Genomic DNA, 20,178 nt, shown 5'->3' on the forward strand with positions numbered 1-20,178 from the left:
GGGGCTCGGGCGCCTGAACGGCGCTCCTGGTCTCAGGAGAAATCCTGAATCGACATGGGCGTGTCCGATGCCGGATGACGGCGGCCGCGCCATGTCACCATGTCGGTGGTGTAGGTGGCCGGCAGGCCGGGATAGCCGATCATCCGCCAGGCCTGTTTGTCGCGGTTTCCGCCATAGATCGGGTCGGCGAAGGCGCCGCGAACGAAGAGCGGGTAGAACAGCTCGTTGAACCACGCCTTCAGATCGAAAGCGCCGGGCTCGGGCGGCGTCTCGGATATGTCGTGGAGAAGCGCCTCCAGTTGATCCGGCGTCAGGCGATCCGGGGGGGCTGCGTGGCGCCGGGCGGATGTCTCCGCAAGATGACGCAGCCCGGTCTTGAAGTAGGCTTCCGGCGTGCAGGCGAGCTGATAGCCGTGTTCCGGCTTCCCTTGCCTGAACGGGCCGCTCAGATACAGGCGATCGCCCTGGCCATAGGCGCCGGCCAGCTGGCGATCGATGAAGACCGCGATGCCCAGGGCGACACCATCCGGCGACAGATCATCGGCCGGCCACATATGGGCGACCAGCGCTTCCACGATCGCCGCCTCTTCGATGCCGAGGCTCTGATATCCGGCGACGGCGTCGGGCTGTGCAGCCTGTCCGGGCGCCGTTGCCGGGGGGCTGGCTTCTTTGGCACCGGCCTGCCGGACAAGGGCGGCGCCCGGCGCTGCTGTCACCACACCCACGCCCACACCAAGCGCGCCGGCGCCGGTCAGCAGTGATCTTCGGCTGAGGCCTTGCGGTTCATCTGGCAACATCGCCCACCTCCAATCCCTCAATGGTTGAACCGTATTAGAATAGTAGACATATGTCTACTAATTCGTCGGGCCGGGAGGGCCGGCGGATTTTTGGTAGAGTTGCGAGACGGTTCCGGCATGCAGAGGCGCAGGCAGCGCAGCGGAGAGGCGATGGCACAGCAATCGGCTGAAGATATTGGTAAGAATCTGAGAGCAATCCGTCAGCTGCGCGGGCTGTCGATGTCGGCGCTCGCCGCGGCATCCTCGGTCAGCAAGGCGATGATTTCGAAGATCGAGCGCGGTGACGGCGGTGTTTCGGCCACGACGCTCGGCAAGCTTGCCGAAGCCCTGGAGGTGGGAATTTCAGACCTGCTGAGCAAAGACGACATAAACAGCATCATATATCTGCCCGCCGATGCGCAGCCTGTCCTTCACGACAGCGCACGTGGCTTCGTCCGCCGTGCTCTTTCGCCCATTTTTCCAGGGCGTGGGGTCGACGTCGTCCATAATGAACTCGGGCCCGGCGGGCGCACGGGCCCCTTCTCCCCGCACAAGAAGGGGATTCACGAATACATCTTCGTTCTGGCGGGCCAATTGAGCGTCCACCTGAACGACCGGAAGATCACTATGAAAACAGGCGATAGTCTTTTCTTCGATGCCGATTGCACCCATGAAATGGCCAACGACACGACGGAAGCGGTTTCCTGGCTTCTCGTGATCGATGGCACGAAATACGTTAAGTCGATCACCTGACCGGCCAAAGATGCTGCGCCGGCACCGGAGGCGGGAACAGGTCCCGATCAGCTGAAATCGCCTGATCGGGACCTGAGCCGCTGCGCTGCGTTCAGGCGGCGCGACTGACCTCCGGCCGCTGATACCGGGTTGCGGCAGAGGCGAGCAGTGCTGCGATGATGGTCTCCGGGCTGGTCGACAGATAGGTCAGGCCGGCCGGGGCGAGGAACCGCGCCAGCCACTGGACGGAATGCCAGTCGGTGGTCAACTCGCCCGCAAGCCCCCAGATGAACTGCTGGTCCACCTCCAGGGCAAGGCGGGTGGAGCGCTGCAGCGCTTCATGCATCGCCCGCCCCACCACCGACACCTGGACATGGGTGAACGGGCTGGATGCAAAAAAGCCCTGTTCGACATAGCCGGGGATCAGGTGGCGCGGCGCATCACTGCGATTCATGTTGAGGCAGGCGGTCGTGAAGTCGTTCGACCCGATCAGGCCGCCGACCATGCCCAGCTCGTGGCCGCGTTGCCGGAGGATGCTTTCCAGGCAGATGAAGGCGCCACCGGTCTCCAGCATGGTCGCCGCACCTTCGATCGGGGCGGCCTTCACGCTTCCGAAGATCGAAGATGCGACCTCTTCGAGCGTCATGATGAAGCGGGATGCCTCGTCGGGAAGCGTGAGCGTGGCGAGGAGGAACCGGACCTTCACCCCCGCACCGTCGGCATTAGCGCGGGCCAGCGCACCCAGCACGGTCCGCAGCCACAGACGCGCCAGATCCGGACGGATCGAGAACAGGCGGATGCCGCGGCATCCGTGATAGACCTCCCGCTCTCCACTCAGCCGGCGAAAGGCGCTTTGCGTCTTGGCAGGATCGAGGCCGTGCCGCGCCGCAAAATCCGCAATGTCGAAATTGTCGGGCAGGAACTTGCTGAACGGCATGCAAAGGGTTCTGACGACGCAGATCCCGCCCGGTCGGGCGGAGAAGATCGAGTAGTAGCGGTCCCCGTGCCGGCGCTCGTACTGGCGGACGATGCGATCGTAATGCTCTTTCGTCGTGCAGTCGTCGCCCAGGAACAGAATACGCAGGATGTCGATATCCGACGGATCGATCCACATCCTTTCGTCACGCAGCAGGCCGACCCCCAGGGCTGCCTCATTGCAATCGATCGACAGGCCCGTCCCGTCGAAGGTCAGCGTCGAGGCGAGCAGCCGGGCCCGGACCACGCAGGCGGTTTTGTGGACGTTCACATAGACCCGCAAGGGCGACTGGGCATGACAGAAGCCGATGAGCGACTGGAAGCCTGCGAATTCATCCGAGGCGACGATCTCCCGGATCTCCTCGCGATGGGCGGCAAAGAACGCCGTGTCGGAGATGCGTTCCCAGGCAGAAGCCGGTCCGAATTCGGTCTCGGCCGCCAGGTAGGCGTCGGTCAGCAGGGTGTAGAGGGTATCGATCCGGGACGGTGCGACCACACGTGCGCCCGCGAAGACCAGGCCCCGTGATCCCGACATCGCCACCATGTCGCCTTCATAGATCCGGGCTTCGTGGCCGTCGATATCGACCGTCGAGATCCAGCGCTTTCTGGTTCTGACGATGCGGGAACCGCCACTCTTCGTCTGGAAATGAAGGTCAACGGGCTCATCGCTTTCGTGATAGTCGATATTCGCGGCGATGATCGTCGACTTTCCCTCCGATACGGATTGCACCGGAGAGAATGTGGTCTTGCCCGGATGGCTGGTGAAAAAGCCCGCGGCGCCCTTGATCGCCGCGAAATCGTCGATGTCCCCTTCGGCGACCGAGTAGATGTAATCGGGCGCGTCGGCGCTGTCGCCGGGACCTTCGGACATCTGCTGTGCGGTGCTCCGGTGGAGCACCAGATACCCCGAATGATCGCCATCATGGATGGCCTCACCCGAGGCGAAGGGCGTGTACTCCTCGTCGGCAAAGCGCGGGAAGATGACGCCTTCAAGATCGGCGGCGCGGATACCGGACAGGATGTCTTCCGGTCTCCGGGCACGGGTACTTATTCCGGTCAGTAATTCCTTGAAATCAAATTTGCTCAGCGTCGCCATGACGACCTCGATCAGCCTGTTGACAGATTTTGTACAGAGCAAGGTGCATGCCCGAGGTTCGCGCCATGTCTCCACGCACGGTTCTTAAACCCCTGCATAAAGCCCTTTCAGGTAGATAAACACACGCCTTATGATTGTACATAATAGTAGACGATAGTCTACGGAGAGATTTGGCGGGAGGGCAGCCGCACAGCCGATCCCGACGGCGGCGCCCGGTCGGCTGCCGCCGGTCATCGGCCGGGATTCCAAGGAATTGCCGCCTCGTCTATCAGGACGGGCGGTGGCGATGATGGTGGCGGCGGGTGCGGCTTTCGCGGGCCAGGCGGCTGGCGGCGCGGGCCTCGATGCGGCGGATCAGGGTTTCCAGATCCTCGCGGCTGATGTCGACCGCCGTGCCCATGTCGTCGACCGCACCGGCAATGTCTTCCGGGGTGAAGCGGCGCGCGCCGACCGGCTGGGTCGCCGATTGCGTGGAGCGAAGCGGCCAGTGCTGGCCCGACAGGCGATGGAACAGGAAGCCGGTCGCCACCAGGATCAGTGCATTCAGCCCCAGCGGCACGAAGGCATAGGCGAAGCCGGTTTCGGTGATCGTGGGGCCGCCCAGCACGGCCGAGAGGGCAACCGCGCCGCCCGGCGGGTGCAGGCAGCGCAGCACCGACATCATGCCGATGGCAGCGGCGACCGCCAGCCCCGCGGCAAGCGTCGCATCCGGCACCAGCCGGGCGGTGGCGATGCCGACCAGGGCCGAGATGACCGTGCCGCCGACGATCGGCCAGGGCTGTGCCATCGGGCTGGACGGCAGCACGAAGAGCAGCACCGCCGAGGCGCCGGTCGGGGCGACCAGCACCGGCAGATGCCAGCCCGGCCCCAGGATCCAATGGGCGACCAGGCTGGTGACGGCAACCGCCGTCAGCGCGCCCATGGCGCCGATCGCCCGCGCGCGGACGGTGGCGCCGGGCAGGATGGGGGTGAAGATCCGCGCGGCCAGGCGCCGGCGCGCCTTCAGGCGGCGCTTCAGGCCACGGCTGCGGCGGGATGATGACGACATGCGTGGAGATGCGGTCATCAGGCCACCCCGGCCAGCAGGGCGGCCAGCGTTTCGAAGCCGGCGCTGCGATAGTCGCGCCGCGCGACCAGCACCGTTTCCACCGGCCCCAGGCTCTGGATCCGCACGCCCTCTGGCGCCTTCAGCAGATCGAAGACCGACCGCGGCATCACGCCCGACGCGGTGCCGGCCGCCACGCAGGCCATGACCGCGTGATAGGAATTCAGCTGCTGCACCCGCACCACCCGGCCCCGGGCGGCCGCCGGCCGGACCAGCAGGCTTTCGGCGATCCGGCGATAGGTGCAGCCGGGCTCCAGCACCGCGAGCGCGGCGGGCGGCCGGTCGTCGTCTGCGCCGCCAGGTCCCACCACCAGCAGCTCTTCGGTGACCACCGCGCGTTCGGCCAGCTCCGGATGGGGCAGGGGGTCGTCGGTCGCCAGCTGCAGCGGCGGCCGGGCGACCAGCGCACAATCCAGCCGGTGGCCCAGCACATCTTCGACCAGCGCATCGGTGGCCCCGGTCACCAGTTCGATCATTGCATCGGGGCGGGCGGCGCGAAACCGTGCCAGCGGCCCGGGCAGCCGGCTCGCCGCCGTGCTCTCCATGGTGCCGAGCCGTAGCCGCTCGGTCCCCGGCACCAGCGCCGCGCGGGCCTCTGCCACCAGCGATTGCAGGCGATGGGCATAGTCCAGCAGCACCCGGCCTTCATGGGTGAGCGTCATGCGCCGACCGTCGCGGCTGAACAGCGCCACCCCCAGATCGGCTTCCAGCTGGCGCAGCCGCGTGGTGACGTTGGACTGCACCCGATCCAGCCGCCGGGCGGCGCCGGTAACGCTGCCCTCTTCGGCAACGGTGCGGAAGATGTCGAGGGAGACGAGATCCATAGCGGACGGGATCATCTTGTTTTGAGAACGTACCGGGGCATTACGTCTCAGAACGAGATGGGCCTGTCAAGACGGGTGGGCGCAGGGCTGGTATTACAGGGGGCCGGTGCGGATCGCCTGCCGGCCCATGTCCTGAGATTCTGAAGTCAATGCTTGAATATCATTGAATAATAAGGCGTCATGTGCGGCGGAAAAGCAGGAAATAAACGGATCACTAGAGTTTCTGGATGGGTCACTTCTTGGAGGCGTCAGAGACGCGGATGCGCAAGGATCTGCACGAGGCCAACCGTCTTTCCTGGAACGCTGCGACTGTCGCGCACAACAGTCACAAGGGTGACCAGGCCGGGTTCTTCCGCCGCGGCGGTTCCACGTTGTTTCCCGAGGAAATCGACTTCCTCGGTGACATTGCCGGCCTCAGTCTGCTCCACCTGCAGTGCAATGCCGGCCAGGACAGCCTGAGTCTTGCACGGCTTGGTGCTGATGTAACCGGTGTCGACATATCGGACGAGGCCATAGCATTCGCCCGCCGGCTGTCGGAGGAGAGCGGTATTCCCGCGCGTTTCGAGCGCGAGGACCTGTTTACGTGGTTCGGGAAGGCCGCAGGCGATCACCGCCTGTTCGACCGCGTCTTCTCTTCTTACGGGACGATCTGCTGGTTGTCGGATCTCGACCTCTGGGCGCAGGGTATTGCCGGTGTTCTTAAGCCGGGGGGCCGGTTCGTGTTCATGGAGTTCCACCCCTTCGCCCTGGTGTTCAACGAGCAGTGGCAGCTGCATTACGACTACTTCAATGATGCCCCGGTCGAGGAAAGTGGTGTTGGTGATTATGTGGCCGGGTCCGATGGCGGGCTGATGGCGGGAGACCACGACACCGGGGTTGTCGACTTTCGCAATCCGCATCGTTCGTACGAGTTCTACTGGGGGATCGGCGAAGTCGTCTCCGCCCTCGTGCGTGCAGGGCTGGCGATTGAAAGGATGGCCGAGTTTCCCTACGCCAACGGATGGCGAGGGTTCGAGGGCATGCGCGATATCGGTGGACGACGGATGGCCCAGCCGAAGGAGATGCCGCGCATCCCGCTGATGTACGGCCTTTCTGCAGCCAGGCATCGCGAAGCGGTTTGACCCGCTTCGCGGCCCTTCATCGAAGCGATGCGAAAGTCTGTGGCCGCTGCGGATCGCCGACGCCTCTGTTCTGGCTCTCTTGAGATCTTTGTTAAAACGTCGCCGGATGAAGCGGTGCAGGATGAATGATATGCAAAATCGGTACGGGCAACTTGCGTCCTGGGTCTACAATCTGGACAAGCCCGTCGGCCGGTCCTTCGGCGACCTGGAATACTATCGGCAGCGTCTTGAACGGTGCGATGGCCCGATCCTGGAGCCCGGCGTCGGCAATGGCCGCATTTTCGTGCCGCTGCTGGACAGCGGAGTCCCGATCGAAGGCTTCGATGCGTCCGAAGAGATGCTTGGCTATTGCCGGGACGCGTGCCGGAGGCGCAATCTTTCCCCGCAGCTGACCCGACAGACATTTGAAGAATTTTCCTACGACGAGCGCTTTGCCGCCATCATCATCCCGGTAGGATCGTTTCAGCTGGTCACCGATGTGGCATCCGCGACTGCCGTGTTGAAGCGGTTCTACGATCACCTGCGTTCCGGCGGCGCACTCATGCTGGACCTGGATCCGATCGGCAGTTTTCTTGGGCCGTCCGGTTCCCTTCGCAGCTGGGCGACGGAGGAGGGGGATCTGCTGACACTCACCGAGCAGCAGGTCGATGTCGATTACGTCGCGCAGACCACCCTCGCGCACCTTCGCTACGAACAGTGGCGGGCCGGAAGCCTGATCAGGACCGAGCTCGATCTGTTCAAGCTGCGATGGTGGGGTGTCGAAGAGATGTCCCTGGCGTTGCGCAGCCTGGGTTTTGAGGATGTGGTGATGTCAGGCGACTATCAGTACGGACGTCATCCCCGTCAGGGCGACGAGATCATCAGTGTCGAAGCCAGGCGCCCGTCGTGACGATGACGGGCTGAATGCCTCGTCATACGGCAGATGGGGACCACCAGCCGATACCGCCGGTGGTCCCGCCCGGTCAGAGCGACGTCGCCGCCCGGGCCGCCTGATCGTAGAGGCCCGACAGGGCGCGCAGGCGCTGGGCCAGATCCCCGATCTCCTGGTTGGAGAGGCCGAGGGAGTGGAGCGAGTCGATCAGGCAGCGCTCCCGCACCTCGCGATAGGTCAGGCAGGCCTGCTCGCCCGCGGGGGTGGTGGCATAGAGCGCTTCCTTGCCCTTGCGGGCAGCCGAGACCAGCCCCGCCTTCTGCAGCTTCTTCAGGCTGTAGGCGACGGTGTGGCTGTCTTCGATGTTCAGCACGAAGCAGATATCGGCCAGCTTCTTCAGCCGGGCGCGGTGGTTGACGGTGTGCAGCACCAGCACGTCGAGCTGGCCCAGATCGCGCAGACCGGCTGCCCCCATACACCGGGTCATCCAGCGTTGGAAGCCGTGGGCGGCGATGATCAGGCCGAACTCGAACTCCGACAGTTCGGGGCTCTTGTCGGAGACCAGATGGGCGGAGTTCACGATCCCGCGCCCGCCCCCCGGCCGCGCTGCGGCGGGAAGGGCGGGGTCGGGGAGGGCGGCGGCCCGGGGGGCCGCCTTGCTGGAGCCGGATGTCGTCATGGGGAGGGTCTCATCTGTCCTGGGGCGGCTCACCATAGCCGCCGCCGCCGGGCGTTTCGATCACGAACACGTCGCCGGGCGTCATCTCGACCGTGGCGCAGGCCCCGAAGTCTTCGCGGCTGCCGTCGGTGCGTTCCACCCAGTTGCGGCCCGGCGCGCCATCGGCGCCACCCGCAAGGCCGAAAGGCGCCACCCGGCGGCGGTTCGAGAGCAGGGAGACGGTCATCTCTTCCTCGAAGCGCAGCCGGCGGCGGGCGCCGTTGCCGCCGTGATGCCGGCCGGCCCCGCCCGAACCCGCGCGGATCTCGAAGGCTTCCAGCACCACCGGGAAGCGCCATTCCAGCACCTCGGGATCGGTCAGGCGCGAATTGGTCATATGGGTGTGGACGGCGTCAGTGCCGTCGTAATCCGGCCCGGCGCCCGAGCCGCCGCAGATGGTCTCGTAATACTGGTGGCGGGCATTGCCGAAGGTGAGGTTGTTCATCGTGCCCTGGGCGGCCGCCTGCACGCCGAGCGCACCATAGATCGCATCGGTCACGACCTGCGAGGTCTCGACATTGCCGGCCACCACCGCCGCCGGGTAGAGCGGGTTCAGCATCGAGCCTTCGGGGATGCGCAGGCGGATCGGCTCAAGACAGCCGTCATTCATCGGGATCTTGTCGTCGACCAGGGTGCGGAAACTGTAGAGCACAGCGGCCCGGCAGACGGCAGAGGGGGCGTTGAAGTTGTTGTCGCGCTGGGCGGAGGTGCCCTCGAAATCGACCACCGCCTCGCGGGCCTCGCGGTCGATGGTGATGGTCACCTTCACCACCGCGCCGTCATCCATCTCATAGGCGAAGCTGCCGCCGTCGAGCTTCGCGATCGCGCGCCGCACCGCCTCTTCGGCATTCTTGCGGACATGGATGGTATAGGCCTTCACGACATCCAGACCGAACTGGCGGACCATGCGGCGGATCTCGGTCACGCCCTTTTCGCAGGCCGCGATCTGGGCCTTGAGATCGGCCATGTTCTGATCCGGATTGCGCGAGGGATAGCTGCCCGACGACAGCAGGTCGCGCATCTCCGCTTCCAGCAGCCGGCCCTGATCGACCAGGCGGATGCCGTCGATCAGCACGCCTTCCTCGTCGATATGGCGGCTGTCGGCGGGCATCGAGCCCGGGGTCTTGCCGCCGATATCGGCGTGGTGGCCGCGCGAGGCCACGAAGAACAGCGGCTCGTCGCCCGCCGCCGCATCCTCGGCGAAGACCGGGGGGATGACGGTGATGTCGGGCAGATGGGTGCCGCCGTTATAGGGCGCGTTCAGCACGAACACGTCGCCCGGCTTCATGGCGCTGCCATGCTTGCGGATCACCGCCCGCACGCTTTCGCCCATCGAGCCGAGATGCACCGGCATATGCGGGGCATTGGCGACCAGCGCGCCGTCGCTTTCGAAGATCGCGCAGGAGAAGTCCAGCCGCTCCTTGATGTTCACCGAATGCGCCGTGTTTTCGAGCGTGGCGCCCATCTGCTCGGCGATCGACATGAACAGATTGTTGAAGATCTCCAGCATCACCGGATCGGCATCGGTGCCGATCGCGACCCGCTTGGGCCGGGGGATGACGCGGGTCAGGATCAGATGGCCGCGCTCGTTCAGCTCGGCCGCCCAGCCGTGTTCGACCACGGTGGTGGCGGTCGCCTCGATCACGATCGCCGGGCCCTGCACCCGGTCGCCCGGCTGCATGACCTCGCGGTCATAGACCGGCGCCTCGTGCCACTCGCCGTCGGAATAGAAGCGGGTGGCGGCCATGGCGGTCAGCTTGTGGCCGGTCGGGGCGGCGGGCAGCACCGGATCCTCGGGCTGGTCGGTGGCGCCGATCGCCTCCACCTCGACCGCCTCGACCACCAGCGGCTTGCCCGACATCACGAAGCCGAAGCGCTGGCGATGGGCATCCTCGAACCGCGCGACGATCTCGTCGGCGCTGCCATGATCAACCGAGATGGTGCTGTCGCTGCCGCGATATTTCACATGCAGCCGGCGGGCGACGGTGATCCGCTCTTCCGGCATCGACTGGCCGGTCAACTCGGCCGTGGTCTCGGCGGCGAGATCGGCCAGCAGGGCGTCGAGCCCGGCGATCGTCCTGGCCGAGATTTCCTGCTCCACCGCGCGCTCGCGCATCGCCCGGATGTCGGCCAGGCCCATGCCATAGGCCGAAAGCACGCCGGCCAGCGGATGGACGAAGACCCGGGTCATGCCCAGCGCATCGGCCACCAGGCAGGCATGCTGGCCGCCGGCGCCGCCGAAGCAGGCGAGCACATAGGACGAGACGTCATAGCCGCGCTGGACCGAAATCTGCTTGATCGCATTGGCCATGTTGTCGACCGCGATCTTCAGGAAGCCGTCGGCGATCGCCTCGGGCGCGCGGCGCTCGCCGGTCGCGGTCTCGATCCGGTCGGCCAGTGCCTCGAAAGCAGCGCGCACCGCCCCGGCATCCAGCGGCTGGTCGCCCTCGGGGCCGAAGATCTTCGGGAAGTATTCCGGACGGACCTTGCCGACCATCACATTGCAGTCGGTCACCGCCAGCGGGCCGCCGCGGCGATAGCAGGCGGGGCCGGGATTGGCGCCGGCGCTGTCGGGGCCGACCCGGAAGCGGGCGCCGTCGAAGCCCAGGATCGAGCCGCCGCCCGCCGCCACCGTGTGGATGCGCATCATCGGCGCGCGCATGCGCACCCCGGCGACCACGGTGTCGAAGGCGCGTTCATACTCGCCCGCGAAATGCATCACGTCGGTCGAGGTGCCGCCCATGTCGAAGCCGATCAGCTTGTCGAAGCCGGCCATGGCGGCGGTGCGCACCGCACCGACCACGCCACCCGCCGGGCCCGACAGGATGCTGTCCTTGCCCTGGAACAGATCGGCATCGGTGAGGCCGCCATTGGAGCGCATGAACATCAGCGGTGCGCCGCCCAGCGCGCCTGCCACCTTGTCGACATAGCGGCGCAGGATCGGGGTCAGATAGGCATCGACCACCGTGGTGTCGCCGCGGCCGACCAGCTTCATCAGCGGGCTCGCCTCGTGGCTGACCGAAATCTGGGTGAAGCCGACCTTCGCCGCCAGCGCCTTCAGCGCCAGCTCGTGATCATGCCAGCGATAGCCGTGCATCAGCACGATCGCGACCGCGCGGATGCCGGTCTCGTAAACCTCGCGCAGGGCGGCCTCGGCCGCGGCCTCGTCCAGCGCCTCCAGCACCCGGCCGTCGGCGGCGACACGTTCGTTCACCTCGACCACGCGCTCGTACAGCAGTTCGGGGCGGGTGATCTCGCGGGCGAAGATGTCGGGGCGGTTCTGATAGCCGATGCGCAACGCATCGCGGAAGCCGCGGGTGATGACCAGCGCCGTGCGCTCGCCCTTGCGTTCCAGCAGCGCATTGGTGGCGACGGTGGTGCCCATCTTGACCGCGGCGATCCGCTCGGCCGGGATCGCGGCACCGGCCTCGACCTCCAGGAAGGCGCGGATCGCGGCCAGCGCCGCATCGTCATAGCGCTCGGGGTTTTCGGACAGCAGTTTCATCGTGTGCACCGTGCCCCCGGGGGCGCGGGCCACCACGTCGGTGAAGGTGCCGCCGCGATCGATCCAGAACTGCCAGGCGTCGCGGGTGAGGGGAGCGGAAGCGGTCATCGTTGAAACTCGATCCGATGCGCGGGGGTGGGTTGAGGACGGAAGGTCGTGCCGGGGCAGGGGTAAGGGGCGGGCGTCAGCCCGCGCCCCGCACCATGCCGCCGGGCAGAAGGGTGACGATTTCAGGCACCAGCGTGATCAGGATCAGCATCACCACCATCACCGCGAACATGGGTGCGGCGACCCGGGCGACATAGGTGATGCTGCGTCCGGTCATACCCTGGAGCACGAAGAGGTTGAAGCCGACCGGGGGCGTGATCTGGGCGGTTTCCACCACGATCACGATGAAGACGCCGAACCAGATCAGGTCGATGCCGGCCTGGGTGATCATCGGCATGACCACGGCCATGGTCAGCACCACCGCCGAGATGCCGTCGAGGAAGCAGCCGAGCACGATATAGAACAGCGCCAGCGCCACGATCAGCTGAAGCGGCGAGAGGTTGAGGCTCGCGATCAGATCGGCCAGCGCCCGCGGGATGCCGGTGAAGCCCATGGCGAGCGTCAGGAAGGCGGAGCCGGCCAGGATCAGCGAAATCATGCACGAGGTGCGCACGGCACCCATCAGGCTGGCCGAGAAATTGGCCCAGGTGAGATCCCGGCCGATCGCGGCGACGGCGAAGGAGCCGATCACGCCGAAGGCCGCGGCCTCGGTGGCGGTTGCGATGCCGGTATAGATCGAGCCCAGCACGAAGGCGATCAGCCCCACCACCGGCAGCAGTTCGCCGAGCGCCCGGAACTTCTGGCTCCAGCCCGGCGCCTCGTCATCGGCGGGGATCTGGTCGGGGTGGAGCAGCGACCAGACCACGATATAGCCCATGAACAGGCTGGCGAGCACGATGCCGGGCAGGATACCGGCCATGAACAGCTTGGCGATCGACACTTCGGCCGCGACGCCATAGACGATCAGGATGATCGAGGGCGGGATCAGCAGGCCCAGCGTGCCGCCGCCGGCCAGCGTGCCGATCATCATCTTTTCAGGATAGCCGCGGCGCCTCATCTCGGGCAGCGCCATCCGGCCGACGGTGGCGGTGGTGGCGGCGGACGAGCCGGAAATCGCCGCGAACAGCGCGCAGCCCAGGATGTTGACATGCAGCAGCCGGCCGGGCAGCGGGCGCATCCAGGGGCTCAGGCCCTTGAACAGGTTCTCGGACAGCTTGGTGCGGAACAGGATCTCGCCCATCCACACGAAAAGCGGCAGGGCGGTCAGGGTCCAGCCGGACGAGGCCGTCCAGACATTGATCGCCATCGCCTCGCCGATCGGCCGCGGGCTGAACAGCGCCATGGCGATATAGGCGACGCCCATGAGCGAGAGTCCCACCCAGATGCCGCCGCCGAGCAGGGCGAGCAGGGCCACGAGCAGCACGATCAGCTGATAGGTCTGGTCCATCATCGGTCGAGGTCCCGTCTCAGCGATCCGCGGCCGCGTCCAGCCCGGTCTCGCCTTCGGGAACGAAGGGCCGGCCGGTGACGAGCGTCTCGATCAGTGTGTGCAGCAGGGAAAGGGCGAAGAGCGCGCCGCCCACGACCATGACGATCTGCGGGATCCACATCGCCACCGCGACGTCGCCCTGCGAGATCTCGTCGATTTCCCACGAGATATAGGCGAGGTCGTAAGACCACCAGGCGAACCAGAAACCGATCACGGTCGCGACCGTCAGCCCCATCACGTCGAGGACGAGGCGGGCGCGATCCGGCAGGGCCTGCAGCAGAATGGTGATGCGGATATGGGCGTGGCGCCGGAAGGCATGGGGCAGGGCCAGGAAAGTGGCGGCGGCCATGGCGTAACCTGCGAACTGCGCACCGCCGCGCAAGGGGTAGGCGGCGAGGCGGGCACCCACCTGCGCCAGGATGATAAGGACGATCGCGATCATCGCAACGCCGGCGAGCACGCCTGCGGCATCGTAGATCCGGTCGAGCAGTCGCGAGAGGGCCAGCCCGGAATGGGCCGGTCGTGAGAGGGCCATTGGGGCCTCCACCGTCGTCGGGCGTCGGGCGTCGGGCGTCGGGTCGGGGACGGGCCGGCGGGGGGAGGCGGCCGTCTTCCGCAGCGGGCGGGGCGGAGGCGGGGGCGGGATCACCCCGCACCTCCATCCGGTCACGCAGGCGGCAGGATCACTTCGCGCGATACTCGGCGATGATCTTCTTGCCGGCATCGCCGGCACCCGCTTCCCATTCGCCGGTCATCTTCTCGCCGATGGCGGCCATGTCCGAGGCCAGTGCGGCAGAGGGCTTGGACACGGTCATGCCGTGCTCGGCCAGGGTCTTGAGGTAGCCCTGGGCCAGCTCTTCGCTCATCTTCCAGCCCTTGGCCTCGATCTCGGCGGCGGCCTTGGTGATCGCCTCCTGCGCCTTCGGGTCCAGCTTGTCCCAGGCGCGCTTGTTCACGAACACCATGTTCTTGGGCAGCCAGGCCTGCACGTCGTAGAAGTACTTCACCTGCTCCCACACCTGGCTGTCCACGCCGGTGGCGCCCGAGGTGATCATCGCCTCGACCGTGCCGGTGGCCAGCGCCTGCGACAGCTCCGCCGCCTCGATCTGGGTCGGCACCATCTGCAGCAGCTCGGCCAGGCGGGCCATGGTGGCGTTGTAGGTGCGGAACTTCAGGCCCTTCATGTCGGCCGCGCTCTCGATCGCCTTGTTGGCGTAGATGCCCTGCGGCGGCCAGGCGATGGCATAGAGGAAGTGCAGGTTCTCTTTCGCCAGACGCTCGGTCAGCGCCGGCTTGGACACCTGATAAAGCTTCCAGGCCTGATCGTAATCGGTGGCGAGGAAGGGCACGGCATCCAGCGCGAAGAGCGGGTCTTCATTCGACAGGGCCGAGATCAGCCGCTCGCCGATCGGCGCGGTGCCGCGCTGGACCGCGCGCTTGATTTCGTCGCCCTTGAACAGCGAGCCGCCGCCATGGACGGTGATCACCACGTCGCCATTGGTGTCGGCCTTCACCTTCTCGGCGAATTCGCGGCCGAGTTTGGTGTGGAAGTTGCCGTCGGGATAGGCCATCGGCATGTCCCAGGCTTCCGCCGCCTGTGCCGCGGCACCACCGAAACCGACCATGCCGGCGACCAGCGCCGCACCGATCCACGTCCTGAACATCTCTGCTCGTCTCCCCTCACGCGGCCGGCGGCCGCCGGCGCGTCATGTGTTGCCGTAAAACCCCGATCCGTTCGGCTCTGGTGATGCGCGGGGGCACCCGGCCGGTTCGGACCCGACGGCGCCGCCTCCCCGGCAGCGCCCGTCCCGGAAACGATCGCGTCTCAGCGATAAAATGTCAATAAATCGTCGGCAAAATGTCTCATCTTTTTCGGGCGAAACCCTTTGGCGAAACGATCGGCCCCCGCCCTGCCGGGTGATCGTCGGGCGGGGCCCAGGGTGTCCTTGCGCGCGCGGGCCGATTGGTGTTTGCTCCACCCCATGGTGCAACGCGGCAGCAGGGCCGCGCTGTGGCCGCAGCAGAGGGCGCGGGGGTCCGGCGCAGATGAGTTTCTGGGGCAAGGTCGTCGGTGGGGCGGCGGGTTTCGCCATGGGTGGCCCGATCGGCGCGCTGGTCGGTGCCGTCATGGGGCACGCGGTGGATCGCTATAACGAGGCCGGCGAAGCCACGGCCCTGCCGCTGGACCGCGCCCATCGCGAACAGGCCTTCGCGATCGCGGTGATCGTGCTGGGCGCCAAGATGGCCAAGGCCGACGGCCAGGTCACCCGCGACGAGATCGCCGCCTTCCGCCGGGTCTTCACGGTGCCGGAGCACGAGGTCGGCCGGGTCGCGCAGATCTTCGACGAGGCGAAAAAGGATGCCGAGGGCTTCGAGCCCTATGCCCGTCAGATCGCGGCCCTGTTCCACGACCGCCCGGCGGTGCTGGAAGAACTGCTCGACGCCCTGCTGGAAATCGCCCGCGCCGACGGCCAGGTGGGCGAGGCGGAACGCCGCTTCCTGGCCGAGGTCGCCCGGCTGTTCGGCCTGGACCGCGCCGTGCTCGACCGGCTGCTGGCCATGCGCGGCATCGAACCCGGAGGCGATGCCGACCCCTATGCCATTCTGGGCATTTCGCGTGACGCCCCGATGGACGAGGTGAAGGCCGCCTATCGCCGCCTCGCCCGCGAACACCACCCCGATCGCCTGGTGGCCGAAGGCCTGCCCGAAGAGATGATCCAGATCGCCACCCGCAAGATCGCGGCGATCAACGAGGCCTATGACAGAATCCTGAGGCTGCGCGGGGCGCGGTAACGCCACGCGAACAATTCAATAGAATGATACTATCTCGCACTCTCACGTGACGTGCCGTAAACTTCCGGAAATCTGTGGCGGAGGCCGCGGGATTCTCTATGTATTTTCCGGAGAAGGAGGTGTCATGGCGCATGCGATCCACATCACCAACACGCTGGACGAGCCGATATACGTGATCGTGTCGCCCAACAAGGATTACGTCTTCGGCGAAATCCTGAGCGGCGTTGCGATGGGGGTGCTGATCACCGTGGCGACAGCCGGGCTCGGCGCCGGTGCCGGTGCGGCGACGGCCGCCACTGCCGTCAACAATCTGAGCCGGCTGCAAAGGCTGGTCTCGTTGCTGCAGACCATCTGGCGGGTCTCGGCCCCGCTGCGCGAGGTGGCCTCCGCCGGCAGCCAGGCCTATAAATGGGTCAAGGGCACCAATCTGACGATCCAGGAGCGAGAACGTCGCACCAAGGCGGCGGCGGAGATCGCGACGGTGAAGACCTTCTTCGACGAAAACGCCCTCAGGATCGCCCCCAAACAGTCGGTCAGGGTCCTGGACACCGGGCTTTGGAACCCGCTCTCCTATCTGGGACCGACGGGCTGGGCGAACGTCACCGGCGGATCCACCATCAGCCTGTTCATCACCGATGCCTCGTTCAGCCGACGGGCCATGTTCCATACCAATACGGACTACTCCTGGATCGTGGGGCGGAATCTGATCACACGGCAGCAATATGGTGCAGATCTGTTCAAGGCCGATCCGGGTGCCGGCTGGTACCGTTTCGGGCGATCCGATCGTCTGGTCGCCGGTCAGGCGCTGCTGCCGGGTGAGAGCCTGTGTTCTCCCGATGGCGACTACGATTTCGTCTTCCAGGAGGATTGCCATGCGGTGGTGTACCGGCGGGACAAGCCCATCCGGCAGGAGGTCGAATGGGCCTCGGGGAGCTGGTCCAATACCCGCAGGCCGGGCGCACTGGCTGTCCAGGATGACGGCAATCTGGTGATCTATGACGATCAGGCGGCCCCGATCATGGCGCTTCACGACCCCGCCATCGACCTGAACCGACCGGGACGCACGCTGGTCATGCAGGATGACGGCAATCTCTGTCTGTACGAGCCCGATGGCAGGGCCGTCTGGTCCAGCCGACATGGCGGCCCGCTCCATCGCTTCTGAGCCGGCGTCCTTCCAGCAGATCTTTCGGGTGATGGTACGGTGTTGCAGGCGCGCCATGCGCAGGCGGGCCTTGAACCGGCGGGGCGTCCGTCGCATCCTGCGGCCGCCTCGCCACGCATCTCCAGCGGCCATGCCGCGATCACCGTCTTTTGCCCGGAAGCCCGTCATCCCATGTCCGCACCGCTCATCTCCCTCACCGGCATCCGCGTCACCCTGGGTGGTGGCGGCGACCTGATCGAGGAGGCGACCATCGCCGTCTCGGCCGGCGACCGGATCGCGCTGGTCGGGCGCAACGGTGCCGGCAAGTCGACCATGCTCCGGATCATGGGCGGGCTGATCGAGCCCGATGGCGGCGAGATCGCCCGGCGGCCGGGCCTGCGCGCCGCCTATATGGCCCAGGATCCGCAGACCCCCGCCGGCACCACCGTGCGGGCCTATATAGAAGAGGGGCTGGTCGAGGCGGGGCAGGGCGACCGGCATTACCGGGTCGATCAGGTGGCGGTGCCGTTGTCGCTGGATCCCGAACGGCAGATGAGCGAGCTGTCGGGCGGCACCCGGCGCCGGGCGGCGCTGGCGCGGGCGCTGGCGATCGAGCCCGAGCTGCTGATGCTGGACGAGCCGACCAACCATATGGACCTGCCGACCATCGAATGGCTGGAAGGCGAGCTGCAGCGCTTCCGCGGCGGGCTGGTGGTGATCAGCCATGACCGCGCCTTCCTGGAGCGGGTGGCCGGATCGGTCGCCTGGCTCTACCGGCGCCGGCTGACCCGCTACGACATGGGCTATCAGGCCTTCGAGACCCAGATCGAGGATCTGCGCGCCGAAGAGGATCAGCGTCTGGCAAAGATGGCCGACAAACTGGCCCGCGAGACCCTGTGGCTGAACGAAGGGTTGACCGCCCGGCGCAAGCGCAACGAGCGCCGCGCCCGCGCCGTGCACGAACTGCGTGCAACGCTTGCGACCGAACGCCAGGATATCGAGCGCACCCGCGCCCGTGCCGGCATCGCGGTCGCCACCGCCGATACCAGCGGCCGGCTGGTGATCGAGGCCGAGAACCTGGTCAAGCATTTCGATACGCCCTCGGGGCCGATCACGGTGGCCGACGGGTTTTCGACCCGGATCATGCGCGGCGCCCGGGTGGGCATCATCGGCCGCAACGGCGCCGGCAAGACCACGCTGGTCAAGATGCTGATCGGTGAGCTTCAGCCCGATCAGGGCGAGGTGCGGCTCGGCACCAATCTGGAGATCGCCTATTTCGACCAGCACCGCGCCGCACTCGATCCCGAGGCGACGCTCTGGGACACGCTGGCCGATGGCGGCGGCGACCAGGTGGTGGTGCGCGGCCAGCCGCGCCATGTGGTGGCCTATCTGCGCGACTTCCTGTTCGACGAGGGCCAGGCCCGGCAGAAGGTCAAGGCGCTGTCGGGCGGTGAGCGCAACCGCCTGCTGCTGGCCAAGCTGTTCCTGAAGCCCTGCAACCTGCTGGTCATGGACGAGCCGACCAACGATCTCGACCTCGACACGCTGGAGCTGCTGGAAGACGTGCTCGACCAGTATGACGGCACGGTGCTGCTGATCAGCCATGACCGTGCCTTCCTCGACCGGCTGGCGACCTCGGTGATTGCGGTCGATGGCGATGGCGTGATCACCGAATATGCCGGCGGCTGGAGTGATGCCGACACCCAGCGCCACAAGGCCGCCGAGGCGGCGCGCGAGGCCGGACGGGTGGAGGCGGCGGCCCGCAGGGCCGAGGCGAAACCCCAGGAGAAGCCCCGCGTCCAGGCGCCGCAGAAGCTGACCTTCAAGGAAGCGCGAGAGCTGGACCTGCTGCCGAAGACCATGGAGAAACTGGAAGCCGAGATCGCGAAACTGGCCGAGACGATGGCCGATCCCGGCCTCTATGCCCGCGATCCCGCCGCCGCCCAGGCGGCTGCCGAACGCACCGCCGCCGCGCGCGCCGAGCTGGACGCGGCCGAGGAACGCTGGCTGGAACTGGAAGAGAAGCGCGAGGCCATCGCCGCCGCGAAGGCCCGGCCGTGAGCCGCACGATGTCTGTTCCGGCACCGGCCATCACGCCGATGACGCCCGGCCATGTGTTGCTGGCGCTGCTGGTGGTGGCGATCTGGGGCGGCAATTTCGTCGCGGTCAAGATCGCGACCGCGACCGTGCCGCCGCTGTTTCTGGTGGCGCTGCGCTTCGGCGTGCTGTTCCTGATTCTGGCGCCCTTCCTGCCCTGGCCGCGGCGCAGCCAGCTGCCTTTGCTGGCGGGCATCGGTCTGACGCTCGGCGTCGGGCATTTCGGGCTGATGTTCGTGGCGCTGTCGCTGGGTGTCGATGCCTCGACCATGTCGGTCGCGATCCAGATCGAGGTGCCCTTCGCCGCCGTCTGCGCCTGGGCGGTGTTGGGAGAGAGGCTGACGAAGCGCCACATCGCGGGTCTGGCGCTGGGCATGATCGGCGTGGCGCTGGTGGCGGGCGATCCCAAGGTGCTGACCCGGCTCGACGGGCTGGCGGTGGGGCTGATGGCCGGCGGGCTCTGGGCCTATGCCAATGTCCAGATCAAGCAGCTGGGCCGGCATGGCGCGCTGTCGCCGCAGATGCTGAATGCCTGGCTCGGCCCGTTCTGTGTCGGGCCGCTGCTGATCCTGTCCTTCCTGTTCGAAGACGGGCAGCGGGATGCGCTGGCCAATCTGGACTGGGCGACGGTGGTGGCGCTGGCCTATATCCTAGGCGGCGCCTCGCTGATCGCCTATGGCGCCTGGTATTTCCTGCTCGGCCGCTATTCCGTGGGCCAGGTCACGATCTACATGCTGCTGGGGCCGGTCTGCGGCGTGCTGGCCGGCGTGCTGCTGATGGGCGAGACCATGGGGCTTATGGAGATGCTGGGCGGGGTGTTCATCGTCTCAGGGGTTGCCGTGGTCCAGCTTCGTCGTCTGCCAGGGCCGCTCAGGCGGCTGCGCTGA

The 20,178-nt window shown here is 66.7% G+C and carries 16 protein-coding genes; 7 read left to right on the forward strand and 9 right to left on the reverse strand.

The window, feature by feature from the left end; translation table 11 throughout:
- Positions 1–32: 32 nt before the first annotated feature.
- Positions 33–797, reverse strand: coding sequence for a gluconate 2-dehydrogenase subunit 3 family protein (locus tag CMO28_RS19250; protein WP_296715892.1), 765 nt, complete (start codon positions 795–797; stop codon positions 33–35).
- 150 nt (positions 798–947) lie between these two features.
- Here CMO28_RS19250 and CMO28_RS19255 point away from each other — a divergent pair, with 150 nt between their 5' ends.
- Complete coding sequence (locus CMO28_RS19255; RefSeq protein ID WP_296715902.1) at positions 948–1,529, forward strand: helix-turn-helix domain-containing protein; 582 nt, start codon at positions 948–950, stop codon at positions 1,527–1,529.
- 91 nt (positions 1,530–1,620) lie between these two features.
- On the opposite strand, the gene CMO28_RS19260 is transcribed toward CMO28_RS19255, so the two are convergent.
- From CMO28_RS19260 to CMO28_RS19270, 3 genes are all read right to left on the reverse strand, one after another.
- Positions 1,621–3,579, reverse strand: coding sequence for a putative PEP-binding protein (locus tag CMO28_RS19260; RefSeq protein WP_296715904.1), 1,959 nt, complete (start codon positions 3,577–3,579; stop codon positions 1,621–1,623).
- A gap of 268 nt (positions 3,580–3,847) precedes the next feature.
- Positions 3,848–4,627, reverse strand: a complete 780-nt coding sequence (locus tag CMO28_RS19265) for an HPP family protein (RefSeq protein ID WP_296715906.1) — start codon at positions 4,625–4,627, stop codon at positions 3,848–3,850.
- Positions 4,628–4,644: 17 nt separating this feature from the next.
- Entirely contained in the window at positions 4,645–5,508 is an 864-nt protein-coding gene (locus tag CMO28_RS19270; protein WP_296715908.1) for a LysR family transcriptional regulator, read from the reverse strand.
- Between the two features lie 260 nt (positions 5,509–5,768).
- Between CMO28_RS19270 and CMO28_RS19275 the strand changes: the two genes are divergently transcribed.
- Both CMO28_RS19275 and CMO28_RS19280 read left to right on the forward strand, forming a co-directional pair.
- Complete coding sequence (locus CMO28_RS19275) at positions 5,769–6,629, forward strand: class I SAM-dependent methyltransferase (RefSeq protein ID WP_296715910.1); 861 nt, start codon at positions 5,769–5,771, stop codon at positions 6,627–6,629.
- Between the two features lie 121 nt (positions 6,630–6,750).
- Positions 6,751–7,518 carry a class I SAM-dependent methyltransferase gene (locus tag CMO28_RS19280; protein ID WP_296715912.1) on the forward strand — a complete coding sequence of 256 codons (768 nt, stop codon included), beginning with the start codon at positions 6,751–6,753 and terminating at the stop codon, positions 7,516–7,518.
- Positions 7,519–7,591: 73 nt separating this feature from the next.
- Here CMO28_RS19280 and CMO28_RS19285 read toward each other — a convergent pair whose 3' ends face one another.
- From CMO28_RS19285 to CMO28_RS19305, 5 genes are all read right to left on the reverse strand, one after another.
- Complete coding sequence (locus tag CMO28_RS19285; protein ID WP_062763604.1) at positions 7,592–8,179, reverse strand: winged helix DNA-binding protein; 588 nt, start codon at positions 8,177–8,179, stop codon at positions 7,592–7,594.
- Between the two features lie 10 nt (positions 8,180–8,189).
- Positions 8,190–11,831 (reverse strand): hydantoinase B/oxoprolinase family protein, encoded by a 3,642-nt coding sequence (locus tag CMO28_RS19290; RefSeq protein ID WP_296715915.1) that lies wholly within the window; start codon positions 11,829–11,831, stop codon positions 8,190–8,192.
- 76 nt (positions 11,832–11,907) lie between these two features.
- Positions 11,908–13,218, reverse strand: coding sequence for a TRAP transporter large permease subunit (locus tag CMO28_RS19295; RefSeq protein ID WP_296715946.1), 1,311 nt, complete (start codon positions 13,216–13,218; stop codon positions 11,908–11,910).
- 19 nt (positions 13,219–13,237) lie between these two features.
- Positions 13,238–13,795, reverse strand: a complete 558-nt coding sequence (locus CMO28_RS19300; RefSeq protein WP_062763602.1) for a TRAP transporter small permease — start codon at positions 13,793–13,795, stop codon at positions 13,238–13,240.
- 148 nt (positions 13,796–13,943) lie between these two features.
- On the reverse strand, positions 13,944–14,924 hold the full coding sequence (locus tag CMO28_RS19305) for a TRAP transporter substrate-binding protein (RefSeq protein WP_296715917.1): 981 nt from the start codon (positions 14,922–14,924) through the stop codon (positions 13,944–13,946).
- A gap of 382 nt (positions 14,925–15,306) precedes the next feature.
- Here CMO28_RS19305 and CMO28_RS19310 point away from each other — a divergent pair, with 382 nt between their 5' ends.
- The 4 genes from CMO28_RS19310 to CMO28_RS19325 all read left to right on the forward strand — a co-directional run bounded on the left by CMO28_RS19310 (position 15,307) and on the right by CMO28_RS19325 (position 20,178).
- Positions 15,307–16,053, forward strand: a complete 747-nt coding sequence (locus tag CMO28_RS19310; RefSeq protein ID WP_062763600.1) for a TerB family tellurite resistance protein — start codon at positions 15,307–15,309, stop codon at positions 16,051–16,053.
- Between the two features lie 124 nt (positions 16,054–16,177).
- Positions 16,178–17,215: a curculin domain-containing protein gene (locus CMO28_RS19315; protein WP_296715919.1), complete on the forward strand. Its 1,038-nt coding sequence runs from the start codon at positions 16,178–16,180 to the stop codon at positions 17,213–17,215.
- Between the two features lie 171 nt (positions 17,216–17,386).
- Complete coding sequence (locus CMO28_RS19320) at positions 17,387–19,255, forward strand: ABC-F family ATP-binding cassette domain-containing protein (protein WP_296715921.1); 1,869 nt, start codon at positions 17,387–17,389, stop codon at positions 19,253–19,255.
- Positions 19,252–20,178: a DMT family transporter gene (locus CMO28_RS19325; protein WP_296715923.1), complete on the forward strand. Its 927-nt coding sequence runs from the start codon at positions 19,252–19,254 to the stop codon at positions 20,176–20,178. Before CMO28_RS19320 ends, CMO28_RS19325 begins: the two co-directional genes overlap by 4 nt.

Source organism: Tistrella sp., assembly GCF_002684955.1.
Classification (GTDB): Bacteria; Pseudomonadota; Alphaproteobacteria; order Tistrellales; family Tistrellaceae; genus Tistrella; species Tistrella mobilis.

Bases quoted from the DNA above. Each gene is read 5' to 3' on its own strand.
- CMO28_RS19295 (WP_296715946.1), bottom strand. From the start codon at position 13,218: ATGGACCAGACCTATCAGCTGATCGTGCTGCTCGTGGCCCTGCTCGCC.
- CMO28_RS19305 (WP_296715917.1), bottom strand. From the start codon at position 14,924: ATGTTCAGGACGTGGATCGGTGCGGCGCTGGTCGCCGGCATGGTCGGT.
- CMO28_RS19300 (WP_062763602.1), bottom strand. From the start codon at position 13,795: ATGGCCCTCTCACGACCGGCCCATTCCGGGCTGGCCCTCTCGCGACTG.
- CMO28_RS19260 (WP_296715904.1), bottom strand. From the start codon at position 3,579: ATGGCGACGCTGAGCAAATTTGATTTCAAGGAATTACTGACCGGAATA.
- CMO28_RS19280 (WP_296715912.1), top strand. From the start codon at position 6,751: ATGAATGATATGCAAAATCGGTACGGGCAACTTGCGTCCTGGGTCTAC.
- CMO28_RS19255 (WP_296715902.1), top strand. From the start codon at position 948: ATGGCACAGCAATCGGCTGAAGATATTGGTAAGAATCTGAGAGCAATC.
- CMO28_RS19270 (WP_296715908.1), bottom strand. From the start codon at position 5,508: ATGGATCTCGTCTCCCTCGACATCTTCCGCACCGTTGCCGAAGAGGGC.
- CMO28_RS19320 (WP_296715921.1), top strand. From the start codon at position 17,387: ATGTCCGCACCGCTCATCTCCCTCACCGGCATCCGCGTCACCCTGGGT.
- CMO28_RS19285 (WP_062763604.1), bottom strand. From the start codon at position 8,179: ATGACGACATCCGGCTCCAGCAAGGCGGCCCCCCGGGCCGCCGCCCTC.
- CMO28_RS19275 (WP_296715910.1), top strand. From the start codon at position 5,769: ATGCGCAAGGATCTGCACGAGGCCAACCGTCTTTCCTGGAACGCTGCG.
- CMO28_RS19265 (WP_296715906.1), bottom strand. From the start codon at position 4,627: ATGTCGTCATCATCCCGCCGCAGCCGTGGCCTGAAGCGCCGCCTGAAG.
- CMO28_RS19310 (WP_062763600.1), top strand. From the start codon at position 15,307: ATGAGTTTCTGGGGCAAGGTCGTCGGTGGGGCGGCGGGTTTCGCCATG.
- CMO28_RS19290 (WP_296715915.1), bottom strand. From the start codon at position 11,831: ATGACCGCTTCCGCTCCCCTCACCCGCGACGCCTGGCAGTTCTGGATC.
- CMO28_RS19250 (WP_296715892.1), bottom strand. From the start codon at position 797: ATGTTGCCAGATGAACCGCAAGGCCTCAGCCGAAGATCACTGCTGACC.
- CMO28_RS19315 (WP_296715919.1), top strand. From the start codon at position 16,178: ATGGCGCATGCGATCCACATCACCAACACGCTGGACGAGCCGATATAC.